At 40.0% G+C, this 25605-nt stretch carries 28 protein-coding genes and 1 pseudogene; 12 read left to right on the top strand and 17 right to left on the bottom strand.

From position 1 onward, the window contains the following. Positions 1–70 precede the first annotated feature (70 nt). Complete coding sequence (gene rimI, locus B4U84_RS22285; RefSeq protein ID WP_131120596.1) at positions 71–616, top strand: ribosomal protein S18-alanine N-acetyltransferase; 546 nt, start codon at positions 71–73, stop codon at positions 614–616. A 496-nt stretch (positions 617–1112) separates the two neighbouring features. Continuing rightward, the gene (locus B4U84_RS22280; protein ID WP_016863560.1) at positions 1113–3581 is read left to right on the top strand and encodes an ATP-dependent Clp protease ATP-binding subunit; all 2469 of its coding nucleotides are present in this window, start codon (positions 1113–1115) and stop codon (positions 3579–3581) included. 63 nt (positions 3582–3644) lie between these two features. Here the strand turns inward: B4U84_RS22280 and B4U84_RS22275 are convergent, their stop codons facing one another. Together B4U84_RS22275 and B4U84_RS22270 are read right to left on the bottom strand one after the other, a co-directional pair. Continuing rightward, on the bottom strand, positions 3645–4814 hold the full coding sequence (locus B4U84_RS22275; protein WP_131120595.1) for a RuBisCO large subunit C-terminal-like domain-containing protein: 1170 nt from the start codon (positions 4812–4814) through the stop codon (positions 3645–3647). A gap of 85 nt (positions 4815–4899) precedes the next feature. Beyond that, positions 4900–5274, bottom strand: coding sequence for a c-type cytochrome (locus tag B4U84_RS22270; RefSeq protein ID WP_026081961.1), 375 nt, complete (start codon positions 5272–5274; stop codon positions 4900–4902). Between the two features lie 210 nt (positions 5275–5484). Between B4U84_RS22270 and petG the strand changes: the two genes are divergently transcribed. Next, complete coding sequence (gene petG, locus B4U84_RS22265) at positions 5485–5598, top strand: cytochrome b6-f complex subunit V (RefSeq protein WP_063746217.1); 114 nt, start codon at positions 5485–5487, stop codon at positions 5596–5598. Positions 5599–5797: 199 nt separating this feature from the next. Here the strand turns inward: petG and rsmD are convergent. Beyond that, positions 5798–6337, bottom strand: a pseudogene (rsmD, locus tag B4U84_RS22260) (16S rRNA (guanine(966)-N(2))-methyltransferase RsmD); the annotation flags it as partial. A gap of 222 nt (positions 6338–6559) precedes the next feature. Next, positions 6560–7201: an imidazole glycerol phosphate synthase subunit HisH gene (gene hisH / locus B4U84_RS22255; protein WP_017311343.1), complete on the bottom strand. Its 642-nt coding sequence runs from the start codon at positions 7199–7201 to the stop codon at positions 6560–6562. Between the two features lie 178 nt (positions 7202–7379). On the opposite strand from hisH, the gene B4U84_RS30775 reads away from it, so the two are divergent. After that, complete coding sequence (locus tag B4U84_RS30775) at positions 7380–7541, top strand: hypothetical protein (protein ID WP_165490332.1); 162 nt, start codon at positions 7380–7382, stop codon at positions 7539–7541. Positions 7542–7812: 271 nt separating this feature from the next. Beyond that, positions 7813–9183 (top strand): DUF3370 domain-containing protein, encoded by a 1371-nt coding sequence (locus B4U84_RS22250; protein ID WP_131120593.1) that lies wholly within the window; start codon positions 7813–7815, stop codon positions 9181–9183. Between the two features lie 162 nt (positions 9184–9345). Here the strand turns inward: B4U84_RS22250 and B4U84_RS22245 are convergent, their stop codons facing one another. Continuing rightward, a complete protein-coding gene (locus B4U84_RS22245; protein WP_017311339.1) occupies positions 9346–9576 on the bottom strand; it encodes a photosystem II protein, Psb35-related in 231 nt (76 codons plus the stop codon). A gap of 76 nt (positions 9577–9652) precedes the next feature. Here B4U84_RS22245 and B4U84_RS30770 point away from each other — a divergent pair, with 76 nt between their 5' ends. Next, positions 9653–9793 (top strand): hypothetical protein, encoded by a 141-nt coding sequence (locus B4U84_RS30770; RefSeq protein ID WP_165490302.1) that lies wholly within the window; start codon positions 9653–9655, stop codon positions 9791–9793. A 56-nt stretch (positions 9794–9849) separates the two neighbouring features. Here the strand turns inward: B4U84_RS30770 and B4U84_RS22240 are convergent, their stop codons facing one another. The 7 genes from B4U84_RS22240 to petC all read right to left on the bottom strand — a co-directional run bounded on the left by B4U84_RS22240 (position 9850) and on the right by petC (position 14665). Beyond that, the gene (locus B4U84_RS22240) at positions 9850–10713 is read right to left on the bottom strand and encodes an Rpn family recombination-promoting nuclease/putative transposase (RefSeq protein WP_131120592.1); all 864 of its coding nucleotides are present in this window, start codon (positions 10711–10713) and stop codon (positions 9850–9852) included. Between the two features lie 242 nt (positions 10714–10955). Beyond that, complete coding sequence (locus B4U84_RS22235; RefSeq protein WP_131120591.1) at positions 10956–11534, bottom strand: hypothetical protein; 579 nt, start codon at positions 11532–11534, stop codon at positions 10956–10958. Between the two features lie 289 nt (positions 11535–11823). Beyond that, a complete protein-coding gene (locus B4U84_RS22230) occupies positions 11824–11964 on the bottom strand; it encodes a hypothetical protein (RefSeq protein ID WP_242677681.1) in 141 nt (46 codons plus the stop codon). A gap of 80 nt (positions 11965–12044) precedes the next feature. Then, positions 12045–12524: a type II toxin-antitoxin system YhaV family toxin gene (locus B4U84_RS22225; RefSeq protein WP_131120590.1), complete on the bottom strand. Its 480-nt coding sequence runs from the start codon at positions 12522–12524 to the stop codon at positions 12045–12047. Further along, positions 12521–12844, bottom strand: a complete 324-nt coding sequence (locus B4U84_RS22220; RefSeq protein ID WP_131120589.1) for an AbrB/MazE/SpoVT family DNA-binding domain-containing protein — start codon at positions 12842–12844, stop codon at positions 12521–12523. Before B4U84_RS22220 ends, B4U84_RS22225 begins: the two co-directional genes overlap by 4 nt. Positions 12845–12947: 103 nt before the next feature. Next, the gene (gene petA / locus B4U84_RS22215; protein WP_017311338.1) at positions 12948–13949 is read right to left on the bottom strand and encodes a cytochrome f; all 1002 of its coding nucleotides are present in this window, start codon (positions 13947–13949) and stop codon (positions 12948–12950) included. Between the two features lie 176 nt (positions 13950–14125). Next, positions 14126–14665, bottom strand: a complete 540-nt coding sequence (gene petC / locus B4U84_RS22210; protein ID WP_131120588.1) for a cytochrome b6-f complex iron-sulfur subunit — start codon at positions 14663–14665, stop codon at positions 14126–14128. 226 nt (positions 14666–14891) lie between these two features. Here petC and B4U84_RS22205 point away from each other — a divergent pair, with 226 nt between their 5' ends. Beyond that, positions 14892–15200, top strand: a complete 309-nt coding sequence (locus B4U84_RS22205; protein WP_131120587.1) for a DUF3067 family protein — start codon at positions 14892–14894, stop codon at positions 15198–15200. A gap of 271 nt (positions 15201–15471) precedes the next feature. Here B4U84_RS22205 and B4U84_RS22200 read toward each other — a convergent pair whose 3' ends face one another. Continuing rightward, positions 15472–15834 (bottom strand): DUF732 domain-containing protein, encoded by a 363-nt coding sequence (locus B4U84_RS22200; RefSeq protein ID WP_131120586.1) that lies wholly within the window; start codon positions 15832–15834, stop codon positions 15472–15474. A gap of 194 nt (positions 15835–16028) precedes the next feature. Between B4U84_RS22200 and B4U84_RS22195 the strand changes: the two genes are divergently transcribed. From B4U84_RS22195 to B4U84_RS22185, 3 genes are all read left to right on the top strand, one after another. Continuing rightward, entirely contained in the window at positions 16029–17309 is a 1281-nt protein-coding gene (locus B4U84_RS22195; RefSeq protein WP_131120585.1) for an NB-ARC domain-containing protein, read from the top strand. Positions 17310–17537: 228 nt separating this feature from the next. Beyond that, the gene (locus B4U84_RS22190; protein ID WP_207390980.1) at positions 17538–20093 is read left to right on the top strand and encodes a protein kinase domain-containing protein; all 2556 of its coding nucleotides are present in this window, start codon (positions 17538–17540) and stop codon (positions 20091–20093) included. A 126-nt stretch (positions 20094–20219) separates the two neighbouring features. Next, positions 20220–20684: a GNAT family N-acetyltransferase gene (locus B4U84_RS22185; RefSeq protein WP_131120583.1), complete on the top strand. Its 465-nt coding sequence runs from the start codon at positions 20220–20222 to the stop codon at positions 20682–20684. Here the strand turns inward: B4U84_RS22185 and B4U84_RS22180 are convergent. Beyond that, a complete protein-coding gene (locus B4U84_RS22180) occupies positions 20681–21307 on the bottom strand; it encodes a Uma2 family endonuclease (protein WP_131120582.1) in 627 nt (208 codons plus the stop codon). The two genes, B4U84_RS22185 and B4U84_RS22180, sit on opposite strands and share 4 nt — an antisense overlap. A 223-nt stretch (positions 21308–21530) precedes the next feature. Here B4U84_RS22180 and B4U84_RS22175 point away from each other — a divergent pair, with 223 nt between their 5' ends. After that, on the top strand, positions 21531–22070 hold the full coding sequence (locus B4U84_RS22175; RefSeq protein WP_017311333.1) for a phosphate-starvation-inducible PsiE family protein: 540 nt from the start codon (positions 21531–21533) through the stop codon (positions 22068–22070). A 168-nt stretch (positions 22071–22238) separates the two neighbouring features. Here B4U84_RS22175 and B4U84_RS30765 read toward each other — a convergent pair whose 3' ends face one another. Next, the gene (locus B4U84_RS30765; RefSeq protein WP_165490331.1) at positions 22239–22427 is read right to left on the bottom strand and encodes a hypothetical protein; all 189 of its coding nucleotides are present in this window, start codon (positions 22425–22427) and stop codon (positions 22239–22241) included. A gap of 311 nt (positions 22428–22738) precedes the next feature. Here B4U84_RS30765 and B4U84_RS22165 point away from each other — a divergent pair, with 311 nt between their 5' ends. Beyond that, entirely contained in the window at positions 22739–22981 is a 243-nt protein-coding gene (locus tag B4U84_RS22165; RefSeq protein ID WP_017311331.1) for a hypothetical protein, read from the top strand. Positions 22982–23191: 210 nt separating this feature from the next. Here B4U84_RS22165 and B4U84_RS22160 read toward each other — a convergent pair whose 3' ends face one another. Next, positions 23192–24754, bottom strand: a complete 1563-nt coding sequence (locus B4U84_RS22160; protein WP_131120580.1) for an NAD(P)H-quinone oxidoreductase subunit N — start codon at positions 24752–24754, stop codon at positions 23192–23194. Between the two features lie 325 nt (positions 24755–25079). Continuing rightward, entirely contained in the window at positions 25080–25394 is a 315-nt protein-coding gene (rbp, locus tag B4U84_RS22155; RefSeq protein WP_044450830.1) for an RNA-binding regulator, read from the bottom strand. Positions 25395–25605: the final 211 nt, after the last annotated feature.

The raw sequence follows: 25605 nt of genomic DNA, 5'->3' as shown, positions 1-25605 counted from the left end.
GGAACCTCCGCAACGCACTGGCTCCCCAATGCCCAATGCCCAATGACCAATGCCCAATGACCAATGCCCAATGCCCAATGCCCAATTAAAACTAAAACTAATAACAATAGACGAATTGAGTCTGGTCTTAGAACTAGATCAGGCGTGTTTTGGTGGTCTTTGGACGTTGGATGGCTATAAGCGAGAGTTAGATAGTCCTAACAGCGTTTTACTCGGTTTATTTACATCTTTGTCTTCCGTAAAATTGCTGGCAATCGGTTGCTTTTGGTCAATTTTAGAAGAAGCCCACATTACTATTTTGGCGGTTCATCCCCAATACCAGGGTCAAGGGTTAGGACAGGCTATTCTTTATTTTTTGCTTAAGAATGCTCACGAATTGGGCTTGGAACGAGCTACTTTGGAAGTCCGAGTTTCTAACATAGCTGCAATTTCTCTATATCAAAAATTTGGTTTTAAAACAGCAGGACAGCGAAGGCGTTATTACACAGATAATGATGAAGATGCTCTAATTCTCTGGTTAGGAAATATCCAATATCCAGAATTTCAAAACACTTTGGAAAAATTGCGTCTCACAATGAGCGATCGCCTCACTCAATTTGATTGGTCATTGGTCTAGAGGCGCGATGATACTCTTACCTTGAAGCCGCTCTTACGAGCGTCTACGCGTCTTTACAATAGTCATTTGTCATTTGTCAAGGGTTGTTAACTACCACTAACTACTTCCAGCAACAAACAACCAACAACCTAATTCATAAATATTATTTAAATTTTTGTTACAATAAATTAAATTTTAGGTAATCTTAGCACCTATAAAAAATCTTCATACTGTTCAATATCAAGTTGACAATGCTCTAAAAATATGATAAATATCTTTGCTTGGGATTGGCATTAAAAACTTGCAAACCCAATTTTTATTTGCTTGTCAATCTCTACAAAGACGGTAAATTCAGGCTCCTCAATACACAGTCAATAAAAAGTAATAAAAAGTTAGCAATTTCCCATCAACGCTGGGTGATCCCAATTGAATGTCTATTTCTTTATACAGACATTCAATCGATTTGCCTGTGCTAAAATCAGCGTACCGGCACGACGCAGGTGATGGGAAAAATGCCATGTTTGAACGCTTCACAGAAAAAGCCATTAAGGTAATCATGTTGGCCCAGGAAGAGGCACGCCGCCTGGGACATAATTTCGTTGGTACCGAGCAGATCCTCCTGGGTCTGATTGGAGAAGGTACCGGAGTGGCGGCTAAGGTGCTGAAATCCATGGGTGTCAATCTCAAAGACGCTCGGATTGAAGTAGAAAAAATCATAGGCCGGGGTTCGGGCTTTGTTGCCGTGGAAATTCCGTTTACGCCACGGGCAAAGCGAGTTCTGGAACTATCCTTGGAAGAAGCGCGCCAATTAGGGCATAACTACATTGGCACCGAGCATCTGCTGTTGGGCCTGATCCGAGAAGGGGAAGGTGTAGCAGCCAGAGTGCTAGAAAATCTGGGTGTAGATCTTTCAAAGGTAAGAACTCAAGTTATCCGGATGCTGGGAGAGACCGCCGAGGTTACACAAGGTGGTCCATCACGCGGCAACAAAACCCCGACCTTGGATGAGTTTGGCTCGAATTTGACCCAAATGGCAGTTGACGGCAAGCTCGATCCAGTGGTAGGACGCGCCAAAGAAATTGAGCGGGTGATTCAAATCTTGGGTCGCCGCACAAAAAATAACCCAGTTTTAATTGGGGAACCAGGAGTTGGTAAAACCGCGATCGCCGAAGGTCTGGCACAGCGTATTGCCAACAAAGATGTCCCGGACATCCTGGAAGAAAAGCGCGTAGTCACTCTGGATATCGGTTTACTCGTAGCAGGTACAAAGTACCGGGGTGAATTTGAAGAGCGCCTGAAGAAGATCATGGATGAGATTCGTCAGGCTGGCAATGTCATTTTAGTCATTGATGAAGTACACACCCTAATTGGTGCAGGTGCGGCAGAAGGGGCAATTGATGCAGCAAATATCCTCAAGCCAGCCTTGGCTAGAGGCGAATTACAGTGCATTGGTGCCACAACCTTAGACGAATACCGTAAGCACATTGAGCGAGACGCAGCCTTGGAACGCCGTTTCCAACCAGTGATGGTCGGTGAACCCTCGGTTGATGAGACAATCGAAATTTTGCATGGTCTGCGCGATCGCTACGAACAACACCACAAGCTCAAGATTTCGGACGAAGCTTTGATCGCTGCCGCCAAATTATCAGACCGTTATATTAGCGATCGCTATCTGCCAGATAAAGCCATCGACTTAATCGATGAAGCTGGATCTCGCGTCCGTCTAATTAACTCCCAATTGCCACCCGCAGCCAAAGAGTTAGATCGAGAACTGCGCCAATTATTAAAAGAAAAAGATGATGCAGTTCGCGCCCAAGACTTCGACCGAGCCGGAGAATTACGCGATCGCGAAATGGAAATCAAAGCCGAAATTCGCGCGATCGCTCAAAGCAAAACCGGTACTGGCCGTCCAGAAGGTGAAGAACCAGTAGTAACAGAAGAAGACATTGCCCACATTGTCGCTTCCTGGACAGGTGTACCAGTCAATAAACTCACCGAGTCCGAGTCTGAAAAGCTGCTGCACATGGAAGACACCCTGCATCAGCGCCTAATCGGTCAAGAAGATGCTGTGAAGGCTGTTTCGCGGGCAATTCGTCGCGCTCGTGTCGGCTTAAAGAACCCCAACCGACCTATTGCTAGCTTTGTCTTCTCCGGGCCTACCGGTGTTGGTAAAACCGAGTTGGCAAAAGCATTAGCATCTTACTTCTTTGGTTCAGAAGAAGCGATGATCCGTCTGGATATGTCCGAATACATGGAGCGTCACACCGTTTCCAAGTTAATCGGTTCACCTCCAGGCTATGTTGGTTACAACGAAGGTGGTCAGCTCACCGAAGCAGTACGTCGTCGTCCTTACACCGTGGTGCTATTCGACGAAATCGAAAAAGCCCACCCCGATGTTTTCAACATGCTGCTGCAAATTTTGGAAGACGGTCGTTTAACTGATGCCAAAGGTCGCACCGTAGACTTCAAGAATACCTTGCTGATTTTGACTTCCAACATCGGTTCCAAGGTAATTGAAAAAGGTGGTGGCGGTATCGGCTTCGAGTTTGCTGAAGACCAAAGCGAATCCCAGTACAACCGGATTAAGTTCTTAGTTAACGAAGAACTCAAGAACTACTTCCGTCCAGAATTCCTCAACCGTCTGGATGAAATTATCGTCTTCCGTCAACTGAACAAGGAAGAGGTAATGCTAATTGCCGACATTATGCTCAGAGAAGTATTTGGTCGTCTTACCGAGAAAGGAATCAATCTCGAAGTGAGCGATCGCTTCAAAGAGCGCTTGTTACAAGAGGGTTATAATCCCAGTTACGGTGCAAGACCCTTACGTCGAGCCATTATGCGCTTACTAGAAGACAGTCTCGCAGAAGAGATCCTGTCTGGTCGCATCAAAGAAGGCGACACCGCCATTGTTGATGTTGATGAAAGCGGTAATGTCACTGTCAGAGGCGAACAGCGCCGGGAATTGATGACGCCTGGAGTTGAGTAAGATTTTGGGTTAAATCTTATAAATTTAAAAAGGTAGAGGAATTACACCCTCTACCTTTTTTATTTACTTGCTACCCCACTTTTCTATAGCCCGACGTAGTGAACCTGCTGGTAAACTTTCCAGTGCAAAAGATTGACCTTGAGTAACACGTTCTAACGCCTCAAAAAACGCCTGCACACCCGCAGCAGCACCATCTGGATGATCCATAATGCCAGTACCAGCGTTGAGAATTACATCTTGACCATAATCTGCTAAGGCTTTGGGAACAATACCTGGATGAATGCCGGCAGAAGGGACAGGGAAGACTCCACGACTACGCAAGATATTTTTAATTTGGGCTTCCTCTGCTGGATCAAAAGGTAAACTGCCGTAATGTGCTGGATACAAAACAGCGTCAGCACCAGCATGAGCCATGAGAGTTCCCAATACTACCGAGTATGTTATACCGTAATCGGGAGCGGCACATATTGCCCCCGCGAATGCTGGATGGGCGAAGATGGGGACGTTGATTTCAGGATCACTAGCTAGAGCAGATAGTACTGAAAAACCATAAGTGAGGACATTTAGCAAGAGTGCATTAGCGCCTTGTTGTACTAAAAGACGTGCTTTCTCGATTAATTTGTCTGCTGTACCTGTGACGTTGGTTGCATACAATATTGTGCGTCCAGTTTTTTGCTTGACTTCTTCGATAATTTGGCGACAAGCCTGGAGGCGTTCTAGGGTTGGGGCAATATCTAAATCTCCTAAAATTTCATCATCTTTGATAATATCTAGACCAGCATGGGCTACCTCTGACAAAATTGCAGCGTGATCTGAGGCGCAAAGCCCCAAAGCTGGTTTAAATATAGCCATAATTAAGGGGCGGTCAAACACTCCCAACTGTTCACGGATACCTGTAATCCCAACTTTTGGAAACTGACCATAGGTTTCTGGTAGACGCACCGCAATCACTTTCGCCGCACCAGCCATTGAGTATTTACCAAATATCATCGTCAACAGGCTGGATATATCATTTTCCACATTAGCTTCTGGAAAACGAATAGTAGCGATGCTATGACCTGTTTCGGTTTGGGTTTGGACTGAGACAACTTCTGCCAAGTGCGATCGCAAAGCTGCATCTCTATAGGCAAAACGCTCATCCCAAGTTCCGACTGTTTGCCCAACGGCGATTACTTTGGCTTGTTTGTGAGGGTCTACACCCGCAGGAAAGCGGTAGTCTACTTCAATTGTCATTTGTCAATGATCAATAATTAATTGTTTGGAATCATAAACTACCAACAATTAGTCATCAAGCAAAAAGCATAAACTACCAACAAAACTACAGTGTTTCCAAGTAACTAAGCAGGTCTGCCATTTCTTTAGCATTAGGCTGGAATTTTGGCATCGGAGGAGTTTCGCCGCTAATGACTTGATGAATTAGACCATAGGGTGATTTGTGCTTAGAGACTCCTTGTAGACTTGGACCAACTCGACCATCTGCTTCCAAACCATGACAACCAGCACAGTTGATTTGAAAGATAGCATGTCCCTGTACTGGATCACCTGTCAGGGATAGAACTGTCTTAACATAGGGATCGGAAGCTCTGACTATCCGAACAGCAAAAATCCCCAAGAGAAGCGCTAGCAAAATCGCCAGAGCCATCAAGGCGATTCGCTGAATAATGTTTTTAGGTTGGGTAATTTGGTTATCCAAATTTTTTGCTGTCAAAGTTTAGGTGTACAAAAAAATTTTCATTTCATACACATAGCTTAAAATTTCTTTGATTGTGTTTGCAAGCACAATATCTATTTTTCTATATTCTTTTGTTGCCTCAAACCATCTTCAGACATGGGATTGATGCTAAATTTGGTAAGATTGGGAACAGGAAATAAATCTTTAACAACTGCAACAAGGAGATCTCAAGTGGTTGAACCCCTACTAGATGGCATTGTTCTGGGTCTAATCTTCGTAACTCTAAGTGGACTGTTCTACGCTGCTTATAAGCAATACAAGCGTCCCAACGAGTTGGGAGGTTAATTTTTATTAAGGAGACGGGAGAAGACAGAGGAAGACGCGAGGAATAAAAGACGCGGTGACGTTGAGAACCTAATTACAAATATTCGACCTGTCCCCCCGTGTCCTCCTTGTCTCCCATCTTCCCCATCTCCCCCATCTCCCCCGTGTCCTCCTTGTCTCCCATCTCCCCGGTGTCTTCTTTGTCCCCCATCTCCCCCATCTCCCTAATAGTGTAGAAAGTAACAGCCGTGTTACCATAAATTTTCTGGCGGCAAATTTCTAAACTAGGAATTATTGGTGGTGTATTTTGGGGATTGTGTTCGACTGCTATTTCCCCATCAGAATCTAATAATTGGTAAGATGCGATCGCCTCTAGTACTGGTTGGTAAACTTGACTCGCATAAGGTGGATCGAAGTAAATTCTATTAAACTGTTGTCCAGCTAGTTTTGGCAACCACTGCACTACATCACCACGCAGCACTTTCCATTCTTGTTGCTCTTTGGCTATTTGTTGCCAGTTTTGTTGGATAATTGCACAGGCACGGCTGGATTGTTCAATCGCGATCGCACTGTTTGCGCCTCTACACAACGCTTCTGCACCCATCGAACCTGTACCAGCGCACAAATCTAGCCAGCGACATCCTTCTATGGTTCCCTGCCAAATATTAAATACAGCTTCTCTAACCCGCGCACTTGTGGGTCTGGTGTCTTTGCCTGGTAATGTTTTTAACTGTCTGTTTCCGTATATTCTCAGACCCATGAGCTTGGGAGCAAAATTAATGCAGACTTCAATACAAACTCACTTCCGCTCTAACTGTATGATCACAAAAAGTGGTTCAGGTAAAATATTAACTAATTCCTGTTCCATTAAATAACAATCCACCACATTTATAGTAGAATTTTTCCATCATTCTGACTAGGAATGGTGGAGAGGATAAAACAGGTGAACTGATCAGAGAAATTTACAAAAATTAACTTGATTTTAAGCAGCAATTTCTTCGCGATCGCGGACTTGAGCAACAAAATTAGATAGAATTTGCAATCCGATATTAGAAGATTTTTCTGGGTGAAACTGGACTGCCATTAAGTTTTGATAAGCAATAGCAGCAGTAACAGTTTGATTCCCATGAGTGACGTTAGCCGCACGGACTTGAGGTTCGGCGGGGTCAACATAATAAGAATGGACAAAATATACCCAGGGTTGAGGCGCTAAATATTCCCATAAAAGACATTTTGGTTGAGTCAATTCGAGTTGATTCCAACCCATATGGGGAATAGTAATTCCTGGTTCTGGACGGAAGCGGCGCACTTTTCCTTTTATAATTCCTAGTCCTGGTTCGCAGCCTTCTTCACTGGATTCAAACAAAATTTGCAGTCCCAAACAAATACCTAAAAAAGGTTTGCCAGATGCGATCGCAGCCTTGATAGGTACTTCTAAATTCCGCGATCTTAAATGTTGTACTGCCGGATCAAATGCACCCACTCCCGGTAATACTATCGCATCTGCTCTTTCTAATTCCTTTGGAGAATCTGTAACTTTCGGAGTTGCCCCAGCTTTTTCTAAACCTTTGCAGACTGAGTGCAAATTCCCCATGTCATAGTCCACAACTGCTATAACCGCCATTAACTTGCTCCCTGTCAATTTATTATGGAGGGTAATTCTATTTTAAATAATATTCGTAATTACGAGAAGGTTGCTATTAATTTATTTTGCAACTTGCCTACCCGATCAACATTTAAATTGTGATGATGATTTATTGATTTGACTAGCGAAACTTGATTCGACATCTCATGATTTAACTTTGGTGCGATTGTTGCCTGTGGATGTGCAACTGGCGAAAACTCAAGTACTGGAAAAAATCGCAAAACTACTGCCAGATGGGATTATCTGCTGTGTCATGACTCAAAAGCAGAAGCAATTAAGTGTGAAATCGAATCCTGGTTTTGGTCAAACTGTGTTGTAAACAACATTGAATTTAAAGCAATTCCTGGTCAAGACAGGAAATTTTGAGTTCGTCATGACTGCGACAAATTTGTCTGTTGAAGGTCTAAATTATTCAGTACTAGATCACCTGCCACAGTCCCAATTAAAAATTCCTTGCATATTTATCCACGTTTCTATTTTGACTACAGAAAATTTGCCATCAATACTTGCTGATCTTTTATTCATTATTCACAGTGTGGCACTTTGATAAAATCTTTTGCGTCTGTTTGTAGAAAAATTTATCTAAGTATATGTTGCCAATCTTACTAATTATTCCTCTCGCTCAAACAAATCCTCTACCACCATCAGTACCTGAAGAAGTAGTACAAACTCAACAAGTACGTGCTTTACCAGGAAAACTGGATAAAATACCAACCTTTAATAGCAATAGTCCAGAAAAAGTAATGACAGAAGGAATTCTTTTGTCTACCTTTCCTGATAAAGGGAAAAAAGTGCCAACCGCACATCTCAACTATCCTTTTAAGGGAAGATTTGATATTTTTGCCCATCATGTTGCGGAAGCACCTACCCCCAATGACTTGCGATCGCTTTATCTCGGAATCATCCTACATAACCCAGGTAAACAACCAGTAAAGATTAACGTGTTTCAAGGCGCAACTTATTTAAGTCAACCAGATGCACCCTTTGTGGAATTACCATCTTTAACTCGAAATCTTTTAGGAAATGTTTTCGCTGGGCCAGGCGATCGCGTGATGAATGATGTCTTACGTGGACGTCGCCAAGATATTTTCCCTCCCCAAATTGTGATTCCACCAGGGGAAAGTCAGATGTTGTTGAATGCGCCAATTCCAGTTAAAGGACTCACCCCACCTTTAAATGGTCGATCTGCTTTGATTCGTATGCATAGTAGCGGAACTGTCTACGCAGCTAGTTTGGCGATGTTTGCAAAAACTAATCCTGATGGTAGCGATCGCCCGCCTAATTTAGAAGAATGGGAAAATTTACTCAATAATGGTAGTTTATCTGGGCCGCGAGATAAAACTCCTACTCCTCTAGAAAAAACTGACAAACCTATAATTTATGGACGTGTCGCAGGTGTAGCAAACGGTTCTTTTTGGCGGGCTTTTATTACAGATGGTGCTAAATCCAAATATCTAACAATTCCTCAACCGGGTCAAGCTTATTCTTATGCATTAAGCACTGTCCCTGGTGGAACTTTAGGAACCGATCAAATTCAAAGTGCGCCCATGTTAGTACGCTATCCTGACACAGCTTATCTAGCTCATGGAAATTACGGTATACAATACAACCTGAAGTTCCCACTACATAACAACACCCAGACACCGCAAAAAGTAACTATATCTATGCAAACACCCCTAAAAGAAGACCAATTAGTCAAACCGGGGTTACGCTTTTTGAGTACACCAGCCCAACAAGTATTTTTCCGTGGGACAGTCCGCTTAGGCTACAAAGATGATCAAGGTCAGCAGCAAACCCAGTTTGTGCATTTGGTACAAAAGCGCGGTCAGTCTGGAGAACCCTTAGTAGTATTAAATATGAAACCGGGCGACAAAAGATTAGTACAAGTAGATTTCCTCTATCCGCCAGACGCAACACCACCCCAGGTATTAACGGTTGAAACTTCACAAACTAGCCCTTAGTCAAGTTAACCCGTTTTAACGGGTTTAAACTATTAGCCGGAACTTTAGTTCACGGCTTTATTGGGCTTTTGAAAAACAAAATCCCCAGTTGTTCAACTGGGGATATCTGAAATACTCTCAAATTAACTAAACTTGTGTGAAAGAAACCCAAATGTCTGCGCTTTAGTTGGGTAATGTATTGCTGACGTAAGCATCCATCCCATATGCAGGGGTGCGATCGCTATAGTCTATATCTTTACCAGTGATAGATTTAGCCAATTTTTCAAAAGATTCAGAACGCCAGTTACGTTCGTGGATAGGCTTTCTTTGTTCTCCCAAGAAATAAGCCATAGAACCCAGTAAGGAAGCTGCTACCCAACCAACAACGAATAATCCAATCAAGATACTAATCATAGTTTTTAGTTCTTTATTTAACTTTTATGTCTTTATGTAAATAAATGTAACCGAATCTCAACAAATAGGTTATGGTGTGAATACCGAAAAAAAGATCGGGTATTCCACACTTCAGCCTTGTGTAGAGTTGTTCCAAAAATTGCGTCAGTCTGACATTGAGCAAGCACAAGAGATCCGCCACCATCTTCAGGAAGTAATGCAAGAAGGTAAGATGTAGGCTTGGTGGTACAAGGCGATCGCTTCTTATATTTATAGAGGAAAAAGGAGCGATCGCTATTTGCTTTGATTACCTGCTGCTTGCTGGACTTGCTCTACAGTTAAATCTAGAGCCTGGGCTATTTGTTCTATACTTAACCCCAAAGCCAACAAGCGGGGTATAGCTTCGAGCTTACCTTGCTGCTTACCCTCTTCCAAGCCTTCTGCCAAACCTTCTGCCAAACCTTCTGCCAAACCTTCTGCCAAACCTTCCTGTCTGGCTTCTTGTGCTATTGATTGATACATCCTTGTCTTCTTAAATTCGTCATCTATGCCTAACATCGCTGCTAATTCCTCTCGACTTAACTGGGTAAATTTGTACAACAGGATGGTCTCTATTAATTCTACAATTTGCTTTTGGATAGCTTCATCCGTTAGTTCATGTCTGGCTTGTAAAATTAATTCTCTACCACGCTCAACGGCTGTCTCTTCCCTTTCTATAATTAGCTTGACAATTGCTATTTGAAGAGAGTTTTCTGCTGCTGTACCCAACTCATCTAAATAAATAGGCTGAACTTGTAAACTATTAAGCAGCGATCGATATGCTTGTTGATCTTCAGGCTCTACACTCCGTTTAGGATAGATCACAACCGCACGCCAAAAATTCACAGATGCATTTTGCTTGAGGTAGAGAAATATTTCTGCGAAGAAGCGCCTGTAAAAACTAGCATCTAGTTGAAACTGAACTTCGACAAAGTAAACTGGCTGTGTGGCAGTTTCAATTACCGGGACAAACACCCCATCAATCCGAAAAGCTGTTTCCTTAAGTTCGATAGAGACAAATTCATAAGCATCGACATTGGCTGTTGTATTGCCAATGATCGCAAAAAATATACTGGGGAAAGCTTGAAATAAACTATAGAAGATTTTGTCAGTTTGCACTGGGGTTTGAGTTAATGTGTTTCTCGTGTATAGCGATCATATATGATTTGTGAGAATTGCAGAGCTTAGATCTCAGAGTTCTGCTGAGAAGTAGGGGATCTTGTCTGGAGCGAATGATTTAGGAATGCTATAGACGTGAAGAACGAGACTAAAAACAAGAAATTCCCCACTTGAAATTACATTAGTCTCTTATGAAAAACGAGAATCAAAATATATAAATTGGCACAATGTGAGCTTAATAATCATTCCATAGGAGCAACTATAACCTGATGTGTTCCTTTCGCGTCTTCTTCGCATAATTTGTCTCGGCGTTCCGGAGCAAGCCCATCATAATTTTCTTTGTTAGGAAATTTATTTATTTGGATGATGTTCATAAATTCGCTTTGCCTTGGGACTCTTTCACCAGAAATCTTAAGGCATAATTTTTCTTTTCTTTCCAATGATCGCTGAAGAGCAACTCTGTAATTTCCTGAGTTATATTTATGAAATGCACGTTCATCAGTATTCTTTAATACTGCTGTAAGATCATTTGCTGACCTATCAGTTTGGACAAGCGTTGTTTCGCTATTTTGACCGGGCAATTCTTTATCACTAACATGTTCAATTCTCACACCAATCCATTGAGTTTTGGGAAGAGGAGGATTAAAAATATCTTTGCCAGGACAATTTAATCCAACAAATTCACAAATTTGGGCCATAACACCTAAATGTCCTAAGAAAGTTAGCGTGGTAGCGCTTACTAAAATTACACCCCCAATAATACCAGTTTTTTTATGTTGTTGAATCCAAGTTTTTTGCACTTTTGTATTTGGGTTTTTCACGGGTTCGTTTGATGGAAATGTTATACAGAAATGTTTTATAAATACAAAACATAGTTTATAAAACTATAATTTATTTTCTTTAGTTACTAAAAATAATAAAAATATTATGTTTTTGTTAAAAAATCCATTCTTTAACAGAAGTCTTTTTCAAAAATTGCGATGCTTTCCGTGCTGGTGCGTCTTCTAAGAAACTTGCGCTGAAAGGCTTATAAAATCGTACTTTTTGATTTCCTCACAGCGCAAGTTTCTTCCATCTATGTTGGGTTGCGATCGCCGCCCATGACCCGCTCTACAGAGAATCTGGATCAATATTTAACTCTCGAAGTTTGGCGGCTAGTTTTTGGGCTTTTTCTTCTGCGGCTTGTCGTGCAGCTGCTTCTTCCTCATAACTGAGGAGTGTTTTACCCGTAGCTGGATCGTAGAAGCGCATTTCTCAAGATTTAAGGTGTAACTCTAACCCTAAAACTTCACTAGGTAGGGAAACTTCAATGGATTGGCTAGCTAGCTACATTAATCATTCGCGATATCTTCTTTTTCTTCTTGAGAATCTTCTTTTTGAAATTCAGCTAGCAACTCATCAATACTTTCAGGGAATTCTCCATTCGTTACTTTTTTAGAGAAAACTTGATAACAATCTTTCTTATCCCCTTCCTTACGTGGAAATCCTAACCAAAGAATAATAATAAATTTTTGTTCTTTAAATGCTCTAAAAAACAATCTATATCTTTCAGGTAGTCCCATCTTTTTGAGACGACCATATTTTTGTAAAGGTTTTTGTAAAACAAAGTAGGAAGCAAAAGGATCTTGAGGTATTTTTTCTTTAATACCAACATTTAATGCTTTTAATAATTTGGCATCTGGATGTTTAATAAATTCTTCTTTAGTTAACTTAGTTTTTAAAATACAAACTCGATTTGACAATTCTACCCATTGCTCATTAAACAATGGGTAAAAAAAGATTATCCATCCATGACAAGTGAATGAATTCATGAATCTAACTCTACGTCTGATAATAAATCATCAATTTCATCACTCATTTCTTGTGTATAAGGAATAAGCTTTGAGGGATTTTTGATTGCATCTTTCATTAGAAAGTCGAGAAATAAGCTCAACATTAATGATTCTGTTTCATCTGTATTTTCTGTCTCTTCCGTATCTAATCTTACTAAGAATGTATTGTCAGATAATACTTCTATATAACCAGAAGCATTAACTAAATGAGGGTAGTCTTTGGAAAAGGCGCGGGGTAGACGAAATCCGTCTTGAGTACCTATTTTGGCATGAGCTATGGGATAAATTTTATCAGCCATATAAGTGAGTTTTGTTTATTATAATAAATATTATAACATAGCACTTCAATATAAAAAAAGACAGGCGTCTTGCCTGTCCTTACTTGATAATTCCAATCAAAATTTAGAAATTCATTTCAGCCGCTTGGACTTTCTCAACTTGTTTCTTCTTCAGAACCAACATGACTTGAGCAAGCATTACCAAGCAGACAAATGCAATCATCCATTTCACTCTGTTGGGATCTTGGAGTACGATTTCTGTATCGTCTTGACCAAAGCCGCCGACGTTGGGATTATTAGTCAAAGCGTCTCCACTGTTGAGAGTTTGTCCTTCAGAGACAATCAACTCAGGACCAGCAGGAATTGTATCAACAACAGTTTCGCCAGAGTCAGTTTGAATGCTGACTTGATATTTAGCGCTACCATACTCATCTTCTTCTTTGGCAATTTTGGTAATTGTGCCAGCAGCAGAAGCTGTGTAAACAGTATTGTTGCTCTTTTCGCCTGTTGGGTAAACTTGTCCGCGTCCCCGGTTAGCACCTAAGTGAACTGCATATTTACCGAAGTGAATGTTCTTGTCGCTGGCTGGATCAGGGGAAAGAACTGGGAAGACAATTTCTTGATACTGTTCGCCAGGGATGGGGCCGACAAGAAGCACGTTGTCCTGACCGTCTTTATAAGGCTGGAAGTAAACATCGCCTACTTCTTCTTTTAATTCTTCAGGAATGCGATCCTCAGGAGCAATCTTGAAGCCTTCTGGTAGCATTAACACAGCGCCGACGTTCAAACCAACTTTGGAACCGTCTGCGCCTACTTGCTGAACGCTGGTGTCGTAAGGAATTTTTACTACCGCTTTAAATACTGTGTCAGGTAGAACTGATTGGGGAATTTCTACTTCCGCAGGCTTTTGCGCTAGGTGACAGTTAGCACAAACAATCCTTCCTGTAGGTTCGCGGGGTGTTTCTGGATAGGTTTGCTGCGCCCAAAATGGATAGGCGGCGGCTGATTGGGGAAGGATCAGATCGCTGCTGAAGAAGAATGTCACGCAGGCGATCGCAACGAGCAATGTTTTGGTAATTACTCTAGCACTGCGAGTTAGTCTCGCGTTTTTCAAGGCTTTTCTCATCTCTTAAGGACTAGTTTTTGGGAGCAACGTCAAATAATACAAGAGAATCGTTAACAGTTATCAGTTATCAGTTATCAGTTATCAATTATTCAGTTTTATCGCTTGATAGAGATTTCCCCTACCATAGACCTGATAATTTTCACTGTTCACTGTTAACTGTTCACTGTTAACTGAATTTAAGACCACCAAGGTTCTTCCCCTGTACGGAAGTCGGTTTCTGTCCAAGGGGTGAGGACGATTTTATCCTCTTGTGTGGAAGCATGAGACAAAGCCAAAGAAAGTGGTGCAGGTCCGCGAACTACTTTACCGGTTGCATCATATTGAGAACCGTGACAAGGACACTTGAACTTGTTTTCAGCAGCGTTCCAAGGTACAACACAACCCAAGTGGGTGCAAACAGCATTAATTCCGTAATCGGCGATCGCCTCTTTGTTTTCTACCACAATATAGGTGGGGTCGCCCTTTAGTCCCTGAACCAGAACGCGATCGCCCGCATTATGGCTGTCTAAAAACTTGCTAATACTGACATCGTTACCCAATTCATCTTTGGCTGTTGTACCACCGCCAGCACCACCACTAGCAGGTGGGATGAAATACTTGACAACGGGAAACAATACCCCTGCGGCAACTCCTGTGACAGTTCCGAAAGTCAGAAGATTCATGAACTGACGACGCCCCATATCGGGTACGTCCATTGATTCGGAAAATTGAGCCATAATCTACGCGTTCTAGGTGTATTTTGTAAACAAATTTGACTTGAGTTCTAATTATCCAGAAACTCATGTCTATTTTTTGATGCCCATGCCCACAAAGACGCCAGTTTTCTTGTCAAGATATTTCTAGCATCTTGTTTTGTAGCATTACATTTCTTTATATTCTTATCATACTTGAGTAACTGAACTTAACATCATAACTAAATGTAAAATATAATTGAGAATCACCATGACAGGACAACAATTACGTCAACTGCTGCTAGAAAAGTGGGGCTGCTCTTATGATGTTCAACTGCGCCGCACTCAAGGCAAAATATTTTTGCAAGTAATGTGGAAATATTTAGAACAAGCTTCATTTCCCCTCAGTGAGGCTGAGTACCAAGAGCATTTGGAAAGTATTGCTAACTATCTAAATTACTTAGGTGGGACAGCACAGGTGCAAGAATTTATTCAAGAAACACGAGAACGTCCACGACTCGGTAAAGCTGTTAGTATCCCTCTAGATTTAGGAGAAAGATCAACGGAATGGTTGGTTTAATATTTGGTAATTTTTTCATTAAAAACAAAATTATTTTTAATAAATAATTACTTTTATCTTTGTCAATTGGCACATTTGTAGACTTTGATTACCTCAGCAAAAATAAGTAATAAATCATTTATAGCAGTCTTAAATTATTTGTGAACAATCAGATACTCGACTTCTCAAGGAAGTCGGGTATCTGATGCTTTCAATTCTCACAAATTAAATGGGATCTATATATGCTTAAGCAGTACCACAAATTGCTCTAGAGCTTTTATGAGTCTGGTATTCAAATCTGCTGTCTATATTGTGGACAATAGTAAGCCACGCCCCCAGCAGTTATAGTTGCGATATAGGTTACGAAATATTTTGCATCCCGTTTTGATAGATTGCTATCTGTAAGATTCAGGGTAATGTACTCAGCAATTTCATTGATTGTTAAACCGCTATTAAGCGCACGACAAACTGATAGACCATGTTCAATTTTCTGATTGTTTGGAATCATAGACAGGGGATTGCTATCATCTATTAATTTGTTGTTGACAGCTTGAATAAAAATATCATCAGATGAGGACTGATATTGAGCATTAGCTGGTAGAGATAAAACCATACTAAAAAGTGCAACAAAAGGAATAACTAGAAGCTTTTTCACTGCAATACCTCCAAAATATGATTGAGTTATTTAGATAAAACCTAATAGGCTTTCTGCCGATGAGAAAATGATATCTTCCCAAAACAGGTCACTTTGGGTCTGATTTTGAAAGTGATTCAGGTACTTTACAAGTGAACGTTGGTCATGTAATGTAATGGTCGCAGACTTTTAGCAGACTTTTATATTTAAGATTTATGGGCTTAAAGGCATCTGAAGAAGGTAAGCGCAAAATTCGGGAAGCTATTAAAAATAAAGGGTTGCAACGTACAAGTGCAAAAACTTTCCAGGAGGTAACATCGAAACTTTTTATAGAAGAAAAAACTTGGAAACGTTTTGTGTATGCTGATCGTGCGATTAGTAATGACAACTTTAAGAAATGCTGCGAGTTCTTGGGTTTAAATTGGGAAGAAATTGCTGATTCCAGACAACCATCACAACCATCTAAATATGACTCGGATTCAGCCCCGTCAGCTGAACTTTATTTTTATGGGCGTGATGAGGATCTGAAAAAATTAGAAAAATGGGTACTAGATGAAGACTACCGTTGGATTATTCTTTATGGTTTAGGTGGAATTGGTAAAACTCAGTTAGCAGTAAAACTGGCAGAACAGCTAGAAAAACAAAATAAATTTGACAAATTAATTTGGCAACAGATATCTTATAGCACTCCTAAAGACCAGCTCTTGAGTGAATTGCTAGATCGCCTATTGCCCAATACCGAGCAAATAACTAGTAATGTAGAAAAAAGATTTTTGCAAGAGTTAAAACGGCAACGGATCTTAATAATTTTGAATGAACATGAATTATCGGAAAAGGAAGAACAGACCCATGATAACCGGGACAGCTACCAAGATTATTGTAATTTTTTAGGTCAGTTAAGCTGGGAACGTCATCAAAGTTGTATTATGTTGACCAGCCGTAAAAAACCCAATAATCTTGATGCAGTAACAAGTTTCGTCAAAGCTCATGAACTTAAAGGATTAGATGAAAATGCAGGTTGCAAACTTTTAAGTGATGGTATTGGATATCCCAAGAATCTCACATCTGATGAGCAAGCTAGAAAAGAGCTAGTAAGCAAATATCATGGAAATCCTTTAGCACTAAAATTAGTAGCTGGTTTGATTCGCGAGCATTATAGTGATGAACGAAAGTTTCTTGATAGACACTACAAAAGTCTGGTAGTACCAGAGGAAATCGAAAATATTCTCACCTCAGTAACTAGAGACTTGAAGGAATTTCAAATAGAGATTTTGCGATACTTAGCTAAAGCATCCGATCCAGTTTCTCGCGATGAACTAGACAGCAATTTGCCTAATGGAATGCATAGTTCAGAACTTCCAAGAGTTTTGGAAGCTCTCAAACAGCGATCGCTACTACTATTAGTACAGGTTTCCGAGAGTAATGAATATTTTTATACATTGCAACCAATGGTCAGAAAGTTTGTTCTGCGACAACTGAACAGAAAACTACAGTAATCTGCCAAGCATAATTATGGCAGGTTATGGGAGTTCGCACTAGGATTTTTATTTTTTAGAAGTATTTATAAAGTAAATATATTGTTAGTATAGCAGAAAATGTTAATAGCTGAAATAAGATTTAGAACTCCACATTATTAAAAAATGTGGGGTTTGAAATCTAAGTTTGATTATCATTTTTTGTGTTCTTATGGCAAACTAAAAAATGATAACTGAAATAAGCTTAGTTTGTCATTTAATTTTATGATTTACTGCATAAATCCTTGGTGTCCAGGCGAGGAGCATCGGCAAAATTTAATAGATGCTTCTTCATGCCAATATTGCGGAACTGATTTGTTAATTAACGGGCGCTTCCACTTGCTAAGACCATTAAGGCAGCTTTCTCACGATGATAACTATCAGATATTTGAAATTAAAGATACAACTAATAAGAAACGAAGAGTTTTAAAAACTCAGATAAGACGTAACCCTATTCTCGATAGACTATTTGAGCAAGAAAAAAGATTACTATTAAATATGAATGAACGTACCTTGCCCAGAGGTATAGATAGTTTTTCAGTAAGTATTTCCAACCCAGAACGCCGCGAACTTCCCTGTTTAATTATGGAATATATTGATGGTAAAAACCTGGAAGACTGGATAAGAGACAATGGTAAAATTGGTTCTACTCGATCATCTAGAGAAGCTAAAACTCTAGCTTTAGATTTACTGGAGCAATTAACTAATATATTGAGTTCTATTCACCAAAAAGATGTTATCCATCGAGATATTAAACCATCTAATATAATGCTGATAGCTAATGGTGAAGGGAGGAAAGAACTGGCACTAATTGACTTTGGTATAGCTAAAAATGCTACTCCTGGTGTTCAAGGAACTCTTGTAGAGGGTTCTTGGGGTTATACTCCTTTAGAAGTGCGGCAGGGTGAACCTGTTTTTCAATCAGATTTTTATGCTCTTGGCAAAACTTTTGTTTATCTTCTCACCAAGAAGCACCCTCATGAGTATGGAAATCAACTACAAGTTTGGAATAAAGATACCGTATTTCCTCATTCTGGTATCATCAAATTGATTAATGACCTAATGAGAGAACGTCCTGAAGACCGCCCTCAATCAACAGAAGTGATACTGGAAAGAATTGAAGAAATCCGTGCTAGGGAATTGCAACAAAGAACTATATTCCCTCTAAATTTATTTTGGCTCCGTGATACTCTGGCTGTAATTGGTCTAGTTGCAATATTGGGTGCAATATTGGTTTTTTTAGGTTATTTAATCGGATGTCAAGATAATGGTTGTCGATCTACTTCATATACCGACATACCCCCACCCCCTCCCACTCAAACAGAAGCTGCTGAAGAGCTAATTAGTTGGGGAGAAAAATCAATTTATTATGATCTAAATCTTACACATAATCATAGAAAATTAAAAACTGAAGGAATTGCAGAATTTCAAAAAGATTCTATACAAGGTTATCAAGAAGCTGAAAAGAAATTCAATGAAATTATAAATACTGGGGGTAAAGATCCAGAGGTTTATATTTTCCGAAATAATGCCATAGTAAGACAAAAGAAAAACAATAAACCAATCTATACCATTGCTGTTGTTACTCCTATAACTAATGTGAATGATATGACACAAAACGATAACGATTTTTTTGCTCAAGGACAACAAATTTTATTTGGTGTGGCTCAAGCACAAACTAAAGCAATAGAAAGTGAAAAAATTAATCTAGAAGTAGTAATTGCAAATGATCGCAACTTGAAAGAGCAAGCCGGATCTATTGCAGACAAACTAAGTGAAATGACGTTTGAAGAAGGTCGATCCATTCTTGCTGTGATTGGTCACTATGCTAGCGATGTTACTTGTGCTGCACTAAAAAAATATGACCAAAACCTAGTTGTAATTTCCCCAAGCAGTTCAGTGAGTGAACTCAGAACTCGTTGTGGTCATAAAGCATTCTTCAGAACAGCTTCGTCTGTTCAACTTGAGGCACAATCTTTGGCTAATTATGTAGAGAATCTGAACTTACAACAACCAAAAATAGCTGTTTTATACAACAAAGAAGACAAATACAGTGAAGACCTATTTAAAGAATTTAAGTCAAAACTACCACGAAACCTAACAGTTGAAATTCCGATTAATTTAAATGATAGTAAATTCAAGGTTGATGACATTTTAAATAAGATCGGCGATTCTGATATAATTGCTTTGTTTCCTGATGGTGCTACAGATAGTGAGACTGCCTATAAAAATGCTAAACATGTGCTGAAGAAGATAGATAAGTTTAACAAAGTACAAAAAATTCTAGGCTCAAATCCTCTTCTTCAGTATGGAGCAATTACCGATAATAATAAATTATCAACAAAATTCGTACTTGCAACAGACTGGTTTGCTGGTTGCGGTAATCGCACATTTACAAGGGATGCAAATCAAAAATGGGGAGGTACAGTAAATCGACTAACAGCTTTATCGTATGAAGCAGTGCAAGTATTATTTCCTATTTTTCGGTCACAACAGTCACAACAGTCACAAAAACCACTTTCAAGAGGTACTCTTTTTCAAGAAATTCAAAAACAGAATCAACAGAGTCCTCTTGAAAGTGATGTGTTTAACCCTAGATATGGTATCAAGACTATTAGTTTTGATTTGAATAATGGCGATCGCAACGAAATTAAGAAGCGGTTATTAGTTACAGTTACTCCACCAGATCCAAACAAAAACACAAAGACAAACGCTGAGAATAAACAGTTTCAATTGCTTCAAGGATGTACCCGCCAATCTGACTAGACGACAAATTAGCCCGAAAAGCTTGTACATACGAGGGATATCTAATTGAATAAACAATTACAAATTTATTGATAATTACTAATAAACATAATACAAATTTAATTTGATGCGTACCAATATGGAATTATGGAAAAAGAGAATTTATCTTTACCCGCTGGTTGTATTCTCCGCCAAGCAACTGCAACTGATATCTGGTCAATTCGGTGGTTGGTGCTATCAGCAAAACTTGATCCAACACAATTAATTTGGCAACAATTCTGGGTAATTGAATGTGAGCAACAAATAGTAGCTTGTGGACAACTACGTAATTTTTCTGGCGCTCAAGAACTTGGTAGTTTAGTAGTGAAACAAAATTGGCGCGATCGCAACTTGGGGAGTATTTTGACTCAGCATTTAATCCACAGTGCCACTCAACCGCTATATTTAGAATGCTTAGGTCAGCGCCTAGCAAATTTTTATCATAAATTTGGTTTTGTACCTATCGCTTTTGAAGATTTACCGCGATCGCTACAACGCAAGTTTCAATTATCTGAGTTAGGAAGAAAGCTAGGTATTGTACCTGTAGTCTTGATGCATTATCAAGATACCTAATTATATGTCCCCCCAACTTCAAAAATATGTTGAGCAGTCAAATTCAATTCTGGAAATGTTGGTGATACAATGCGCTCATTACCCCGAAACTGATTAATTTGATATTCACCTTCAATCAAAGCATAAATAGAAATAGTTGGTTGCTTAGGGTTGCCAATAAACCGTCTACCTCCTAAAGCTGCATAATCTACAATCCAGTATTCTCGAATACCTACAGCCTCATAATCAGCCACTTTTTTGAGATAATCATCGCGCCAATTGGTACTAACAACTTCAATAACCAGAGGAATAGATTCAGCTTGGCTAACAGTAGATGCTTTTTTCCAGAGTGGTTCATTTACTAGGTTAGGCTGATTTAGTATCACCACATCAGGCGAATAAGCTGATTCACTTTCATATGGCTTGACGAATGCTATTTTGGGGATAAAGTAAGGCAGTTTTAAACGTTTATATTCTGTAACTATTTCTCCAACTAAAAATCCAACTACCTCTTCATGATCACCTGTAGGTGGGGGCATCTCAATAATTACTCCATCGTATAATTCATATCGGTGTTGTGAGTTTTCGGGATACCAAGTAACGAATTCATCAAATGTAACTAGTTTCCGTAAAGCTTGAGTCATGACTTAATTCCTCAACGCAAAAATTAGTATATGCCTAAAAGTATCCTTAAAGTATTGAAAGTATCAAAAACTAATCAAAATCTTCATACACTCCTACGCCCTTTTTCTAAAAGCCAAAAACTTTGCTTCCATGTTCCCCTCATCTTTAATTCTGCCAAAATAAAAGTATTGGGTGGACTGGCTGGTGTGTCAACAGTTGTCCCAATATGAAAATGGAAAATTCATGAACAAGCGCCCCAAAAGCCAATTTTTGTTTTGCGATCGCTGGTTTGATCGACACTGGATAGTCCGCAATATGGAAGCCTTCCAAGATTTAATTGTGGTTATCTTGTGTTTGAGCTTATTTGGCGTCATGCTAATGCAACTATGGTCGATATTTATGGCCATCACACAACAACTTGACTATAAACTAGTGACTGCCAAAATATTATTTATCTTAATTTTGGTGGAATTATTTCGATTGCTGATGATTTACTTACAAGAACACAGTATTGCTGTAGGTGTGGCAGTTGAAGTCACAATTGTATCAGTACTTCGAGAAGTAGTTGTGCATGGAGCTTTGGAAATTTCTTGGATTCAGGGAGCTTCAATTTGTGCCTTATTATTAATTCTTGGTGCATTACTAATAGTGTGTGCCAAAACACCGCATATGGATTGCATTAGTGCTAACACAAAATCTTGCCCAATTGTATATATGGACAGTAATCAACAACAAAAACAGCAAGAATTTGAGCGAACCGCGTCAATCCAAAAAAGGAGATAAGGGAAGGGAGTGTGGGGAGTGTGGGAAGACAAGGAGGACAGGTCGAATATTTTTGATAGATTCTCCCTTGTTTTTTACTCTTCCCTGTTGTCGAGTATCAAACACCCGTCGTCGAGGATAAAAGACTCATCGCCGAGGATCAAACACTCATCGTCGAGTATTAAACACTCATCGTCGAGTATCAAACACTCGTCGTCGAGTATAAAACACTCGTCGTTGAGTATCAAACACTCGTCGTTGAGTATCAAACACTCGTCGTCGAGTATAAAACACTCGTCGTCGAGTATCAAACACTCGTCGTTGAGTATCAAACACTCGTCGTCGAGTATCAAACACTCGTCGTCGAGTATCAAACACTCGTCATCGAGTATCAAACACTCGTCATCGAGTATCAAACACTCGTCGTCGAGTATCAAACACTCGTTGTCGAGTATCAAACACTCATCGTCGAGTATCAAACACTCATCGCCGAGTATAAAAGACCCGTCAGCGAAATACAACTACTTATTTCCGAAAAACGACTCTTAAAGCCCAATTCCCGATCCCCTTTCCCCGATCCCCTTTCCCCGATCCCCTTTCCCCGATCCCCTTATACCCTTCTGGACAGATGAACACCTCTTTGAGGGCTAGTAGAAGTAAGTATAGAAAGCCTAAAGGAGGGTGAATCAATGACTCAAACTACAGAAAGACAAGCTCAAAATCCTATTAGCGACCTAGAATACGACTTTTTAACTGTGTTGCACAATAAAGGTGAAGCGATTAAAGCTTACGATACCTATATCCAAGATGCACAACAAGCTGGTTCTCAGCCTTGTGTAGAATTGTTCCAAAAATTGCGTCAGTCTGACATTGAGCAAGCACAAGAGATCCGTCATCATCTTCAGGAAGTAATGCAAAAAGGTAAGATGTAGACTTGGTAAATAAGGCGATCGCTTGTTAATTTGTAAAGGAAAAAGCGATCGCTATTTACAACAGCTATTTATTTGTGAGCGAAATCTTGTGACTAATAAAATTTATCGAACTCACCTTAACTTTAAGATCTAAAGACGCAAAAATGCCTGACATTTTTGTCAGGCATCTTGTTGCAAAATATTAGACAGAGCAAGTATTTGCAATAAAATCTACAGCCCCTCGGTTTGTTGAGTAGAAATCACATTTACTTGTGTACTAGCAACTGTTTTAGCTTGTAAAGTTGGAATATCGGTGACGGAATTGTTAGCCAAGGTAAATAATGGATTCGACAAAATTCCAGCAATTGTAGTGGCGATCAAAGTAGTTATCAAACCCACTTGCAAAGGTCTAAATCCAGGCAAATTCCAACTGATAGCGGGATAATTCTTCACAGCGTCGGACATTTCTTGGGGTTCTTTAACCACCATCATCTTGACTACACGAATGTAGTAGTAAATGGAGACAACACTAGTAATTAACCCCAACAAAACTAACCAGTAAAGACCTGCTTGCCAACCAGCCCAGAATAAGTAAATCTTTCCAAAAAATCCAGCTAAAGGCGGAATACCACCCAACGACAACAGAGAAAGACTTAATCCCAAAGTCAACAGTGCATCTTTCTGGTATAAACCAGAATATTCGGCAATTTGGTCAGTTCCCGTCCGCAGAGAGAAGAGAATCACACAAGTAAAACCGCACAGGTTCATAAACAGATAGACCAACAGATAAAATATCATGCTGGCGTATCCGGCTTGAGTGTCAGCAATCAATCCAATCATCACAAACCCTGCTTGGGCAATGGATGAATAAGCTAACATCCGTTTCATGCTGGTTTGTGCTAAGGCGACGACGTTACCCAACACCATACTCAGCACAGCTAAAGCGGTGAAGACAAACTTCCACTCTTCGGCGACAAGAGGGAAAACATTTGTCAGCAAACGAATAGCTAAAGCAAAACCAGCCGCTTTGGAACCGACAGATAAAAAAGCAATGACTGGGGTGGGTGCGCCTTCATAAACGTCTGGTGTCCACTGGTGGAAGGGTGCGGCGGAGATTTTAAAGCCAATACCTGCAATGGTAAATACCAGGGCAATAACTATACCCAATGATTGAGACAGGTTAGCTGTAGCGATACCATTAGCGATCGCACTAAGTTCTGTTTGTCCACCAGACAAACCGTACAGCAAAGAAACGCCATACAAAAATACCGCCGTACTTGCAGCACCAATTAACAAATATTTCAATGCTGCTTCATTAGAACGGGGATCGCGCTTGGTGTAACCAGTCAGCAAATAAGAGGAAATACTCAAGGTTTCTAGTGAGATGAAAATCATCACTAGTTCATTGGCCCCTGATAAAAACATTCCTCCCAAGGTAGCTGTCAGCAAAATCGCTATGAATTCCGCTAAAGCAGTGCCACTTTGCTCAACGTAACGAATTGACATCAAAATTGTCACAGCTGCGGACAAAGCAATAATGCCGCGAAAGACAATACTGAGGTTATCGCCGTTGAAAGCACCAGCAAAGAATAGGGGATTGGTATTATCCCATTTAAAATAGAGGGCGACTATGGAAGCAAACAAACCTGCGATCGCTAGATATCCAATCCAGCGTGAAGAAGTGCGCCCCAAAATCAAGTCCACTATCAAAACCCCCAAAAGGGTGATGATGACAATTCCCTCTGGTAATATCGTTCCAGCATTCAACTGGGATGCAACATTAGCAAAATCCATGAGCTGTATAGGTTTTGGCTATTAGACATTTAAGGAATCAACTGTGTTAATTCTATTGTGTTTTTAACTAAAGTTTTGCGAATATGTCTGTATTACGGGATCAATACCATCAAATTAATTTATCCTTAAGTTTGTTATTTGTGAGTTATTGGTTTTTTACCACTACCCACTAAAAAATTTCAAAATAATAAGCAGATTCAGTGTATGATTGAATCTGCTGTTCTCGCGTAATTATATTGCGCTTGGCGAATAGTTATAATTTATGCCTGCTGGCAATTTAATGCTTAATGCTCTTCAGATTGAGCTTTATCAGTTAATTCAGAATTTAATAGCGTCGAGAGTATCCACCGGCGTTAGCTTTTCCCCAGCTATTGCCATTGGAACGCCCACCTTTTTCCTCCCGTGGTCTGGCTTTATTAACTTTCATTACGCGACCTTTCCATTCGGCACCATCCAAGGCATTAATAGCAGCCGTTTCTGCTTCTTCTGATTCCATTTCTACGAAACCAAAACCTCGTGAGCGACCTGTTTCCCGATCTGTGGGAAGTTGAACTCGCGTCACAGTGCCATACTCTGAAAATACGTCGCTTAATTCTTCTTGGCTAACGTTGTAGGATAGGTTGCCTACGTAAATTGACATTAATCTCTCCAGAATTCGGTTATGCAGAGCCGTTCATCCGGAGAGCCACTTGCAGTTTTCAACAAAAACAAGAACACCACCGCCGAACTTTATTCTCCGAGCTTATTTTAACATAAACTCGATTTCACCAAGGCGAAATTTGCCCTTTTATATCGTATTTTGGGGCAAAATGTATTATTTTTTACGGTTAATCTTCTGAGCAACTTCCAAA

This window comes from Westiellopsis prolifica IICB1, from assembly GCF_004323185.1.
GTDB classification, from domain to species: Bacteria; Cyanobacteriota; Cyanobacteriia; order Cyanobacteriales; family Nostocaceae; genus Pelatocladus; species Pelatocladus prolificus_A.
The sequence above is the reverse complement of the archived record's forward strand: the minus strand, read 5'-3'. Positions and strand labels throughout refer to the sequence as shown.